This is a genomic window from Enterobacter sp. 725m/11, assembly GCF_011683705.1.
Classification (GTDB): domain Bacteria; phylum Pseudomonadota; class Gammaproteobacteria; order Enterobacterales; family Enterobacteriaceae; genus Enterobacter; species Enterobacter bugandensis.
In genome coordinates this window covers 57,554-70,020 of the sequence record NZ_JAAQOK010000013.1, presented here as the reverse complement: position 1 = coordinate 70,020, position 12,467 = coordinate 57,554, and the positions used below count along the sequence as shown (strand labels likewise).

Genomic DNA, 12,467 nt, shown 5'->3' with positions numbered 1-12,467 from the left:
TTGCCCGGTAATAAAATAATTATGTACAGCCATAAAAAGCCGTTCACCTGCCGATTATCTTCATTGCTGGTCATTCTCTGTGGCCTGGCAATGGCGATCTTTGCGCAGCAGGTTATGGCTGATGATTATTTTAACCCTGCCCTGCTGGATATTGATAATCCCCAGCAGGGTAAAACCGATCTGTCCATCTATGAAAAAGGGCCAGGTCAGGCGCCGGGGAAATATGAGGTCGCGGTATTTATCAATAATAATAAAATTGATACCCGCAACGTGACCTTTACGCTTCAGAAAGATTCGCAGGGCAACAGCACGCTGCAGCCTTGCTTTAGCCTTGAGGAATTAAAAAGCCTCGGCATCAAAACCAAAAAATTTCCGCAGCTGATGGCCAAAGGCCAGTGTGCTGATTTACATGTCATTCCTGCGGCATCCGCCACCTTTCGCGTTCGCAACCAGCAACTGCTGATGAGCATCCCTCAAACGGCGCTGGGCCAGGTGCCTCGCGGTTACATTGACCCGAAAGAGTTTGACGAAGGGATCACTGCGGGCCTGCTTAATTACAGCGCCAATGCCAGCCACAGCCGCGCGCGACAGCACGGTGAGCAGGATAACAGCAGCCAGTACGTAAACCTGCGCCCAGGCCTGAACGTTGGCGCATGGCGCATTCGCAACTATTCCACCTGGAATCGCAGCACCACCGGCCATGAGGAGGAACAGAAATTCACCTCCGTTTATACCTATGCGCAACGCGATATCGTGGCAATGAAAAGCGACATCACCGTCGGCCAGAGCTCATCCCCTGCCGACGTGTTTGACAGCGTTCCCTACACCGGGGTGGAGCTGAAATCCGACAGCGACATGCTGCCGGACAGCGAGAAAGGCTACGCGCCGATTATCCGCGGCACGGCCCACAGCAACGCGCTGGTGGTGGTTCGCCAGAACGGCTACGTCATTTATCAGAACACGGTCGCGCCGGGCGCCTTCGAAATTAACGATCTCTACCCCACCGGCAGCAGCGGCGACCTGCAGGTTACTGTGAAAGAGACCGACGGCAGCGAAAGCCATTTTGTCGTGCCGTTTGCCTCCGTGCCGGTCTTGCAGCGTGAAAAAAACCTGCGCTACAGCGTGACCGCCGGGCGTTATCGTTCCTATGACAACGATGTCGAAAAGACCCCGTTTGCCCAGGGCAGCGCCATCTACGGTTTACCCTACGGTATCACCGCCTACGGCGGCGTTCAGCAGAGCAGCCATTATCAGTCTCAGGCAGTGGGCGTCGGGAAAAACATGGGCGATTTAGGCGCCTTCTCCATTGACGTCACTCGCGCCAAAGCCCTGCTGAAAAAACAGCAGGCCAGCAAAGGCCAGTCGTGGCGCGTGCGCTACAGCAAAGATATCGCCCAGTCAGGCACCAACTTCTCGCTGGCCGGCTACCGCTATAACAGCAAAGGGTTTTACACCCTGGAAGACACCATGGAGTCGTATACCCGCTCTGACGACTGGTCTGAACCGCAGCAGCGCCGCGCCCGTACCGAAGCCACCGTCGATCAGACGCTGCCGGAAGGCTGGGGTTCCGTAACCCTGAGCCTGGTGAAAGAGACCTACTGGACCCAGAGCCAGGACATGACCTCGGTGAGCGTCAGCTACAACAACAGCTGGCACGGCGTGAGCTACAGCCTCAGCTACAGCATGAACAAAAACACCCGCGACAGCGACGAAGACGGCAATGAGGTGACGAACGACAACCAGTTCGCGCTGAGCGTCTCGGTGCCGCTGGACCACTGGATGCATAACACCTGGGCCACCTACAACCTGAACAACACCAAAGATGGCACCACGCAGAATATCGGTCTGAACGGTACGGCGCTGAAAGAAGATAACCTCAACTGGAATATTCAGGAGGGGGTGAGCAGTACCGGCAGCGGCAACTCCACCAGCCTCAACGCCGATTACAAAGCAACGTACGGCGAACTGAGCGGCGGCGTCAGCCAGGACAAATATCAGCAGACCGTGAACGTCGGCCTGCAGGGCGGCGTGGTTGCCCATGCGAACGGCATCACCCTGAGCCAGCCGCTCGGTGAGACCATCGCGCTGGTGAAAGCGCCGGGCACGCACGGGACGCATATCACTAATCAGACCGGCGTTGAAACCGACTTCCGCGGCTACACCGTTGTCCCGTATGTGACCGCGTATCGCCACAACACCATTGCGCTGGATACCGAAACGCTGCCGGACAATGCCGACGTCACCCACGCCGCGCAGGTCGTCACCCCAACTCGCGGGGCCGTGGTGCGCGCCAGCTTTAACACCCGCGTGGGCAACCGCGTGCTGATGACGCTGATGCACAACGGCAAACCGCTGCCGTTCGGCGCGACGGTCACTACAGAGGATAAGGACAGCGAGTTTATTGTGGGTAATGACGGCCAGACCTATCTTTCGGGTCTGCCGCAGCAGGGGCATCTCGCCGTTTCCTGGGGACAGGACGCGAGCGAGCACTGCATCGCTGACTATGCGCTAACGGATGAGAAAGAGAAAACCAGCATCATTAACGCTGCCGCGCAGTGTCATTGATACACCGTTCAGGCTAACGACTATGCAAATGTTAAAACAATGCTTTTTCTTACTGATTCTGGGCACCGCGGCATTATTTATGCCGCATGCGAAGGCTGACTGCACTACGCCCGATATGCCGAAAATGATCAACGTTGCCACCATTTCGGTCCCGACAACGCTGGCAGTAGGCGCTACCATTCCCGGTACGGAGCAGACTGTACACGTCGCGGGTAACTGCAACCATCCTTACGAAAGCGGGATGGAAATCATCTCCTGCTATTACGGAAGTGGTTCGGAGATACCCGGGTTGACCGGCGTTTATGACACAGGCGTGCCTGGAGTCGGCATTGCCTTAAGGAACGACCAGGGCCAGCGCATTTCAGGCGGGGGAAAGGTCGCCTGCGATTCCCGCAGTACGCCCATCGGCTATGTCTCGACCGATGGTTATCAGTCCTTTGATTTTAACGTCACGCTTGAGCTGGTTAAAACCAGTGATGCGGTACAGTCCGGCACGCTGCTTCAGGCGCAAACAGAGTTCGGTATTGGCGTATATGGCAACGACGGCATTGGTTCACCCAATGTTATCTCCTACGCAGGAAACGTTAACTTCCAGAACGTCACCTGCTCCGTTTCCCCAAAAAACCTGACCATTAATCTGGGCGACTTCCCGGTCAGCGATTTTATTAGCGTGGGGATGTTATCCAGCCCGGCGCAAAACTTTGACGTGACGGTGAACTGCAACAGCAACGTGCAGCCTGAAGTTAAGGTCACCAGTTCAAATGGTTATGAACCGGGGTCAGCAGGGGTGATCAAACTCACCCGGCAGCCCGGCATGGCAACCGGCGTCGGGGTCAGAATGCTGGTTGATAACCAACTCGCCACCTTTGACACCTACGTGAACACCCAAAGCCAGGCAATCGCCAACCAGACGCTGGCGATCCCGTTTGAGGTTCGCTACGAACAAACCAGCAACGTCGTGACGCCTGGCCCCGCCAACACCGTTGCCACCGTTACCCTCGCTTATAAGTGACGATCATGAAAAAAACAGCTTTGATGCTGGCGCTGGGCCTGATAGCCCAGGCCCACGCCGATGATATTCAGATCCAGATGACGGGGAATATTTACGCCAACACCTGCGTCATTGACAGCGCCAGCCGCAACCTGACGGTAGATTTAGGCCAGGCAGTATCAGGCAATTTCAGGGACGTCGGGGATACCGGCGAGTGGAAAGATTTTTCGCTCTCGGTATCGCACTGTCCCGCCACGCTGGCGCTTGCCACGGCCTATTTCTACGGCCAGGCAGACAGCGTGCACCCGACAAAATTCGCCAACACCGGCAGCGCGAAGGGGCTGGCGCTGGAGCTGGCCGACCGACAGGACAAGATCCTGATCGCCCCGCAGGCGGCGTTTAACGTGCCGATTAACCCGACTGACCACACGGCCACGTTTCCGCTCTCCGCCCGCTATTACGCCACGTCTATGCCCGTCTCCGCAGGCACGTTCAGCAGCGTGATTCAGGTGACCTTTACTTACCAGTAGGACCGCGCCCCTTAGCACGGATGCTTTTCCTGCGCCCGGCGGCCAGTTTTGCCGGGCGTTTTTTTACTTCAGGCACCTCCGGCTGCTCAATCGGAAAGATCGGCAGTGCGTTCAGCAGCCGCTGACCGTAGTTTTTGGTGAGCAAACGCTTGTCGTAAATCACTACCTCACCCCAGCAGCCGTGGCTACGAATAAGACGCCCCACCTGCTGAATCAGGTTAAACGACGCCGCAGGCAGGCTCTGCACCTCAAACGGATAGCGGTTGAGGCTTTTCAGCCACTCGCCCTCGGTGATCACCACCGGGCTGTCGATAGGCGGAAAGGCGATCTTATGGATATGCACCTGCGTCAGGTAATCCCCCTTCAAATCCAGCCCTTCGGCAAAGGACTGTAGCCCCACCAGCACGCTGCGCTCGCCGTTATCAATACGTTTGCGGTGCGTTTCCACCAGCCGGTAACGGGGCTGGTCGCCCTGCACCAGCAGGAGTAAACGCAGGTCGGTGACGTGCTCCAGGAAGCGCTGCATCGCCCGCCCGCTGGCAAACAGCACCAGCATGCCGGGATATTTTTTACTTTCGACCTGCTCGCGGAAGTAGGCCGCCATCTCCGCAATGTGCTGCTCTTCGTTGTCGATAAGCGGCTCGTATTTCATGCGTGGAATGACCAGCTTGCCCTGCTCGCAGTGGTTGAACGGCGAGTCCAGCGCCACAAAACGATCGCCCGCTTTCTCCTTCAGGCCACTCATCTCCTGCAACCGTGAAAAGCTGTTCAGAGAGCGCAGCGTCGCAGAGGTAACGACCACGTGCGGCACGCTGCGCCAGATCAGCTTTTCCAGCTGATCGGCCACGCGGATGCCCACGCAGTGGAAAAAGAGATGCACCTGCCCGTCGCGCACTTCGCGGGTGGCCCATTTGGTGACCGGCGCGCCCGACGCCTGCGCCATCGAGGCCAGCCGCCAGAGCTTGCTCTGCGCCTCAAACATCCCCAGCGCGCGGTTCATCTGCAGCAGGATGCGGTGCAGCCGCACCACGTCGTGCGAGCCAGTTTTCTCGCTGAGGTCGTTCAGGAACATCTCCGCCAGCCCGCGCAGCTTTTCCAGATGCTTCGCCAGCTGCTGGCAGATCTCCATCACCTCGTCCGGCAACTCGCCCATCGCGAAGCGGTGTTCTGCCTCCTGGGCTGCCGGAAGATAAAGATTGAGGATGTTGTTCAGAGACGAGATAAGGCTGTAAACCTCTTCGCAGTGGTCGCTCAGACGCTCGGGGACCGCCAGCGGCGGCGTGGTTTTCGGGCGAAACTGCTCCATGCAGGTCGCCACCAGTTTGCAGAACAGATCCAGCTGAAGTCGGAACCACGGAGCGGTGATTTCCGCGCTCATCTCCAGCGCGTCCCGCGCCACGTCAGGCAGGTGGTGGCCTTCGTCGAGCACCAGTAGCAGATTTTTCGGCTCCGGCAGCACCGCTTCGCTCTCCAGCGCCGCCATCACCAGCGCGTGGTTGGCGACAACCACCTCCGCCTCCTGGATCTCGCGCCGGGCGACGAAGAACGGGCATTCCCGGTAGTAGTGACAGTTGCGGTTCAGGCAGCTTGCTTTATCGGTACTGAGCCTGCGCCACAGGTCGTCGCTAATCGCCAGGCTGGTGTGATCCCGCAGGCCGTCCCACTTATAGCCGTCGAGCTCGGCTTTCAGCTTTGCGCACTGCTCCTGCTCGGCTTTATTGTTTGGCGTCAGCTCGTCATCCAGAAAGGCGAGCAGATCCTGCTGCGAGGGCTCGCTGCTGGCCAGCGCCGCCAGGTTACGCGGACAGACGTAGCGCCCGCGCCCAAAGGCGGCGGTGAAGCGGAGATCGGGGATGATTTTGCGCAGCAGCGGCAAATCTTTGCTGAAGATCTGGTCCTGCAAGGCCACGTTCGCAGTGCTGACCACCAGCGTTTTGTCCTCTTCCCGCGCGATGGCGATGCCGGGAATGAGATACGACAGGGTTTTCCCGACGCCGGTCGGGGCTTCAATCGCCAGATGTCGCCCGTCGTCCCCGGCGAGCGTTTTTGCCACGTCGGCAATCATCTGCCGCTGCGGCGCTCGGGGGATAAAATCGGGGATCTGCTGCTGAAGCGCCTTATACCAGGCGCCTATTTGCGCTTTCAGCGCCGCGGTTAAAGCCATTGGAAAACCTGAAATACTGTATAAACAGCCACTATTGTGGCACTTTCTCTTCGCCGTCGCAAAAAGAAAAGCCCGGCTTTACGACCGGGCTTCCAGATTACTGCGGGTTAGCAGGCTTGCGCGGGCGGCGTCGGCGCTGCCCCTCGCCTGCCGGTTTCCCTTCACCGCTGCGCCACGGGCTTTCACCGGCCGGCTTGCCGTCGTTATTACGACGCGGCGGTTTGCCGGATGACTTCGGCGCGCCACCTTCAGCACGACGCGGCTGCTGGCCGCGACCACCGCCGCCCTGACCGCGACCACCACCCTGACGACCGTTCTGAATCGGCTCGGCTTTGATGGACGGGTCCACTTCATAGCCCGGGGTTTCGATGCGCGGGATCTCTTTCTTCAGCAGGCGTTCGATGTCGCGCAGCAGCTTGTGCTCGTCCACGCAGACCAGAGAGAGCGCCTCACCTGTTGCTGCCGCACGGCCGGTACGACCGATACGGTGAACGTAGTCTTCCGGGACGTTTGGCAGCTCGTAGTTCACCACGTGCGGCAGCTCTTCAATATCGAGGCCACGGGCAGCGATGTCGGTCGCCACCAGCACGCGGATGTCGCCGGACTTGAAGTCCGCCAGCGCGCGGGTACGCGCGCCCTGGCTCTTGTTACCGTGGATCGCCGCGCTGCGGATGCCGTCTTTATTCAGCTGTTCCGCCAGGTGGTTGGCACCGTGCTTGGTGCGGGTAAAGACCAGCACCTGCTGCCAGTTGCCCTGACCGATCATCTGGGAGAGCAGCTCCCGCTTGCGCTTTTTATCCACAAAGTGAACGTGCTGCGTCACCTGCTCGGAAGCGGTGTTGCGGCGCGCCACTTCCACTTCCAGCGGGTTATGCAGCAGCTTTTCCGCCAGCGCCTTGATCTCATCAGAGAAGGTCGCGGAAAAGAGCAGGTTCTGGCGACGCGGCGGCAGCTTCGCCAGCACGCGACGAATATCATGAATGAAGCCCATATCGAGCATGCGGTCGGCTTCGTCCAGCACCAGAATTTCAATGCTGTCGAGCTTCACCGCGTTCTGGTGTTCCAGATCCAGCAGACGGCCCGGCGTTGCCACCAGCACGTCCACGCCGCCGCGCAGCTTCATCATCTGCGGGTTAATGCTCACGCCACCGAAAACCACCAGCGAGCGAATGTTGAGATAGCGGCTGTACTCACGCACGTTCTCGCCAATCTGGGCTGCCAGCTCGCGGGTTGGGGTGAGGATCAGCGCGCGCACCGGACGACGGCCTTTGGCGTGCGGCTGGTTTTTTACCAGAAGCTCTAACAGCGGCAGGGTAAAGCCCGCGGTTTTACCGGTGCCGGTCTGGGCGCTGGCCATCAGGTCACGGCCCTGAAGCACGGCCGGAATAGCCTGCTGCTGGATAGGGGTTGGCTCAACGTAGCCCTGCTCTGCGATCGCGCGCAGAATTTCCGGGTTCAGGCCAAGGGAATCAAAAGACATAAAAACTCCGAACCGCCCCGACCATCACAGGTGTAGTTTTCAGGGAGATATCACGAATAGAAGGACAAAAACCACAATGTCGCGAAGGTGCGGAGTGTAGCAGCTTTTGTGACGTGGCGCATAAAATATCCCTGTCATATCCCTCGACGATTTAGAGATTCAGGTATAATTTTAATCAATCGATTGATTAATTTTTAATGCCGACATGAATACGACACCGACGACAACCAAAGGTGAACAGGCCAAAAGCCAGCTTATCGCCGCCGCGCTGGCGCAGTTTGGCGAGTATGGCCTGCATGCCACCACGCGGGATATCGCCGCCCAGGCCGGGCAAAACATTGCGGCCATTACCTACTATTTTGGCTCAAAAGAGGATTTATACCTCGCCTGCGCCCAGTGGATTGCCGATTTTATTGGCAACAATTTTCGCCCGCACGTTGAGGAGGCCACCGCGCTGCTGAGCCAGCCGACGCCGGATCGTACCGCTATCAGGCAACTTATTCTCAATGCCTGCCACAATATGATCCGCCTGCTGACGCACGACGATACGCTCAACCTGAGCAAATTTATCTCCCGCGAGCAGCTCTCCCCCACTGCAGCTTATCAGCTGGTACACGATCAGGTGATTGCCCCGATGCACACCCATCTGACCCGGCTGATTGCCGCCTATACCGGGCGGGACGCCAGCGATACCGACACCATTTTGCATACCCACGCCCTGCTGGGCGAAATTCTCGCCTTCCGTCTGGGGCGTGAAACCATCCTGTTACGCACGGGCTGGGCACAATTCGATGAGGATAAAGCCGCGCAGATTAGCCAGGTCATCACCTGTCATCTCGATCTGATCCTGCAAGGCTTAACGCAAAGGAGCCTGAAGTGATGAAAAAACCTGTCGCCATCGTTCTGGTGGTTGTTGTTTTGCTTGCCGCGGGAATCGGTGGCTGGCTGTGGTATCAGAGCCAGCAGGATCGGGGCCTGACGCTGTACGGTAACGTGGATATTCGCACGGTGAATATGAGCTTCCGCGTCGGCGGACGTCTCGCCTCGCTGAGCGTTGACGAAGGCGACGCCATCAAAGCCGGGCAGACGCTGGGCGTGCTGGATAAAGCTCCCTTTGAGAACGCGCTGATGCAGGCAAAAGCCGGCGTCTCCGTCGCCCAGGCGCAGTATGACCTGATGCTGGCAGGCTATCGCGATGAGGAGATTGCCCAGGCCGCTGCCGCCGTTAAGCAGGCCAAAGCCGCCTACGACTACGCGCAGAACTTCTATAACCGCCAGCAGGGGCTGTGGAAAAGCCGCACCATTTCCGCCAACGATCTGGAAAACGCGCGGTCATCCCGCGACCAGGCGCAGGCGACGCTGAAATCCGCGCAGGATAAATTAAGCCAGTACCGCTCCGGTAACCGCGAGCAGGACATCGCCCAGGCGAAAGCCAGCCTCGAGCAGGCGCAGGCGCAGCTGGCTCAGGCGGAGCTGGATCTGCACGACACTATCTTAACCGCCCCGTCTGACGGCACGCTGATGACCCGCGCGGTAGAGCCGGGCAGCATGCTCAGCGCGGGCAGCACCGTCTTGACGCTGTCCTTAACCCGTCCGGTATGGGTGCGGGCCTACATTGATGAGCCGAATCTCGGCCAGATGCAGCCGGGCCGCGAGCTGCTGCTCTATACCGACGGTCGCCCGGACAAGCCGTATCACGGCAAAGTGGGCTTTGTCTCCCCTACCGCCGAATTCACGCCGAAAACCGTTGAAACGCCGGATCTGCGTACCGACCTCGTGTACCGTCTGCGCATCATCGTCACCGACGCGGACGACGCGCTGCGTCAGGGCATGCCTGTTACCGTAACCTTAAACGACGGGGAACGACATGAATGATGCGGTTATCCAGCTCAATAATCTGGTCAAACGCTTCCCCGGAATGGATAAACCGGCGGTCGCGCCGCTGAACTGCACCATTCAGAAAGGCTACGTGACCGGACTGGTGGGCCCGGACGGCGCGGGCAAAACCACGCTGATGCGGATGCTGGCGGGGCTGCTGAAGCCGGATGAAGGCTCGGCCAGCGTGCTTGGCCTTGACCCGATAAAAGACGACAGCGCGCTCCACGCCATGCTCGGCTATATGCCGCAGAAGTTTGGCCTGTACGAAGATCTGACGGTGATGGAGAACCTCAATCTGTACGCCGACCTGCGCAGCGTCACCGGTGAAACCCGGCAGAAAACCTTCGCCCGACTGCTCGAATTTACCTCCCTCGGCCCGTTCACCGACCGGCTGGCGGGCAAGCTTTCCGGCGGGATGAAGCAGAAACTGGGGCTGGCCTGCACGCTGGTGGGCGAGCCGAAGGTGCTGTTGCTCGATGAACCCGGCGTCGGTGTAGACCCGATCTCCCGCCGCGAGCTGTGGCAGATGGTGCACGAGCTGGCGGGCGACGGGATGCTGATCCTCTGGAGCACCTCCTACCTCGACGAAGCGGAGCAGTGCCGTGACGTGCTGCTGATGAACGAGGGCGAACTGCTCTATCAGGGCGAACCGACCGAGCTGACGCACACCATGGCCGGGCGCAGTTTTCTGCTGCACAGCCCGCAGGAGTCCAACCGCAGGCTGCTGCAGCGGGTGCTGAAGCTGCCGCAGGTGAGCGACGGGATGATTCAGGGCCGCTCGGTGCGCGTGATCCTCAAAAAAGAGGCCACCGTCGACGATATTCGCCGTGCGCCGGGCATGCCTGAGATTGAAATGGACGAGACCGCCCCGCGCTTTGAAGATGCGTTTATCGATCTGCTGGGCGGTGCAGGCACATCGGAATCGCCCCTTGGCGCGATCCTGCACACGGTGGAAGGCACGCCGGGCGAAACGGTGATCGAAGCAAAATCGCTCACCAAAAAATTCGGGGACTTCGCCGCCACCGACAACGTCAACTTTGCGGTGAAGCGCGGCGAGATATTTGGCCTGCTCGGGCCGAACGGGGCGGGAAAATCCACCACCTTTAAAATGATGTGCGGCCTGCTGGTGCCGACGTCCGGCAAGGCGCTGGTGCTGGACATGGATCTTAAAGTCAGCTCCGGCAAGGCGCGCCAGCATCTCGGCTATATGGCGCAGAAGTTCTCGCTGTACGGCAACCTGACGGTCGAGCAGAATCTGCGCTTTTTCTCTGGGGTGTACGGCCTGCGCGGGCGGGCGCAGAATGAAAAAATCCGCCGCATGAGCGACGCCTTCGGGTTAACGAATATTGCGTCCCACGCCACCGACGAGCTGCCGCTCGGCTTTAAGCAGCGGCTGGCGCTGGCCTGCTCGCTGATGCACGAGCCGGATATCCTGTTTCTTGATGAACCCACGTCAGGCGTCGATCCCCTCACCCGCCGCGAGTTCTGGCTGCACATTAACAGCATGGTGGAAAAAGGCGTGACCGTGATGGTCACCACCCACTTTATGGACGAGGCAGAGTATTGCGACCGCATCGGGCTGGTCTACCGCGGCAAGCTGATTGCCCACGGCACGCCGGACGACCTGAAAGCGCAGGCCGCCGACGACGCACAGCCAGACCCGACCATGGAGCAGGCGTTTATCACCCTCATCCACGACTGGGATAAGGAGAATGCTCATGCGCAGTAACGCCCTTTCCTGGCGCCGGGTGCGCGCCCTGTGCATCAAAGAGACGCGGCAGATCGTGCGCGATCCCAGCAGCTGGCTGATTGCGGTGGTGATCCCCCTGCTGCTGCTGTTTATCTTTGGCTACGGCATTAACCTCGACTCCAGCAAGCTGCGGGTCGGTATTTTGCTGGAGCAGCAGAGCGAAGAGGCGCTGGACTTCACCCATGCCATGACCGGCTCACCCTACATTGACGCCACCGTCAGCGACAACCGGCAGGAACTGATTCAGAAAATGCAGGCCGGGAAAATTCGCGGCCTGATCGTCATCCCGGTGGATTTCGCCGCCAACATGGCGCGCCCGGGCGCCGATGCGCCGATTCAGGTGATTACCGACGGCAGCGAGCCGAACACCGCCAACTTCGTGCAGGGCTATGCGGAGGGGATCTGGCAGCTCTGGCAGATGCAGCGCGCCGAAGACCGGGGCGAGACGTTTGAACCGCTCATCGATGTGCAGACGCGCTACTGGTTTAACCCCGCCGCCATCAGCCAGCACTTTATTATTCCGGGGGCGGTGACCATCATTATGACGGTGATTGGCGCGATCCTCACCTCGCTGGTCATCGCCCGCGAGTGGGAGCGCGGCACTATGGAGGCGCTGCTCTCCACCGAGGTGACGCGGGTTGAGCTGCTGCTGTGCAAGCTCATCCCCTACTACTTCCTCGGCATGCTGGCGATGCTGCTCTGCATGCTGGTCGCGGTCTTTATTCTTGGCGTGCCGTATCGCGGCTCGCTGGTGGTACTGTTCTTTATCACCAGCCTGTTTTTGCTCAGCACGCTGGGGATGGGGCTGCTCATCTCCACCATCACCCGCAACCAGTTTAACGCCGCGCAGGTGGCGCTCAACGCCGCCTTCCTGCCATCGATTATGCTCTCCGGTTTTATCTTCCAGATAGACAGCATGCCGGCGGTGATCCGCGCCGTGACCTACATCATTCCGGCGCGCTACTTCGTGAGCACGCTGCAAAGCCTGTTCCTGGCGGGGAATATCCCGGTGGTGCTGATTATCAATACCCTGTTTTTGCTGGCGTCGGCGGTGATGTTTATCGGGTTGACGTGGCTGAAAACCAAACGGCGACTGGATTAAGGAGCGC

General features: G+C 59.3%; 9 protein-coding genes. 7 read left to right on the top strand and 2 right to left on the bottom strand.

The genetic code is table 11. The features are described 5' to 3' along the window. Positions 1-21: 21 nt before the first annotated feature. The 3 genes from HBA26_RS07810 to HBA26_RS07800 are packed head-to-tail and all read left to right on the top strand — an operon-like array spanning position 22 to position 4,086. Positions 22-2,565: a fimbria/pilus outer membrane usher protein gene (locus HBA26_RS07810; RefSeq protein ID WP_164558241.1), complete on the top strand. Its 2,544-nt coding sequence runs from the start codon at positions 22-24 to the stop codon at positions 2,563-2,565. Between the two features lie 22 nt (positions 2,566-2,587). Then, positions 2,588-3,577 carry a fimbrial protein gene (locus HBA26_RS07805; RefSeq protein WP_126346126.1) on the top strand — a complete coding sequence of 330 codons (990 nt, stop codon included), beginning with the start codon at positions 2,588-2,590 and terminating at the stop codon, positions 3,575-3,577. Between the two features lie 5 nt (positions 3,578-3,582). Beyond that, positions 3,583-4,086 (top strand): fimbrial protein, encoded by a 504-nt coding sequence (locus HBA26_RS07800; RefSeq protein WP_126346125.1) that lies wholly within the window; start codon positions 3,583-3,585, stop codon positions 4,084-4,086. On the opposite strand, the gene dinG is transcribed toward HBA26_RS07800, so the two are convergent. Both dinG and rhlE read right to left on the bottom strand, forming a co-directional pair. After that, positions 4,073-6,250 carry an ATP-dependent DNA helicase DinG gene (dinG, locus tag HBA26_RS07795; RefSeq protein WP_028012435.1) on the bottom strand — a complete coding sequence of 726 codons (2,178 nt, stop codon included), beginning with the start codon at positions 6,248-6,250 and terminating at the stop codon, positions 4,073-4,075. The genes HBA26_RS07800 and dinG overlap by 14 nt on opposite strands. Before the next feature lie 97 nt (positions 6,251-6,347). Beyond that, positions 6,348-7,730, bottom strand: a complete 1,383-nt coding sequence (gene rhlE / locus HBA26_RS07790; RefSeq protein WP_028012434.1) for an ATP-dependent RNA helicase RhlE — start codon at positions 7,728-7,730, stop codon at positions 6,348-6,350. Between the two features lie 205 nt (positions 7,731-7,935). Here rhlE and cecR point away from each other — a divergent pair, with 205 nt between their 5' ends. Genes cecR through HBA26_RS07770 form a run of 4 tightly spaced genes read left to right on the top strand, consistent with a single transcriptional unit; the run spans position 7,936 to position 12,460 of the window. Next, positions 7,936-8,610 (top strand): transcriptional regulator CecR, encoded by a 675-nt coding sequence (gene cecR / locus HBA26_RS07785; RefSeq protein WP_028012433.1) that lies wholly within the window; start codon positions 7,936-7,938, stop codon positions 8,608-8,610. Further along, the gene (gene hlyD, locus HBA26_RS07780) at positions 8,610-9,605 is read left to right on the top strand and encodes a secretion protein HlyD (protein ID WP_049136972.1); all 996 of its coding nucleotides are present in this window, start codon (positions 8,610-8,612) and stop codon (positions 9,603-9,605) included. Before cecR ends, hlyD begins: the two co-directional genes overlap by 1 nt. Next, positions 9,598-11,337: an ATP-binding cassette domain-containing protein gene (locus tag HBA26_RS07775; protein WP_126346124.1), complete on the top strand. Its 1,740-nt coding sequence runs from the start codon at positions 9,598-9,600 to the stop codon at positions 11,335-11,337. The genes hlyD and HBA26_RS07775 overlap by 8 nt, the downstream gene beginning before the upstream one ends. Beyond that, entirely contained in the window at positions 11,327-12,460 is a 1,134-nt protein-coding gene (locus HBA26_RS07770) for an ABC transporter permease (RefSeq protein ID WP_028012430.1), read from the top strand. Before HBA26_RS07775 ends, HBA26_RS07770 begins: the two co-directional genes overlap by 11 nt. The last annotated feature ends 7 nt before the right edge of the window (positions 12,461-12,467 follow it).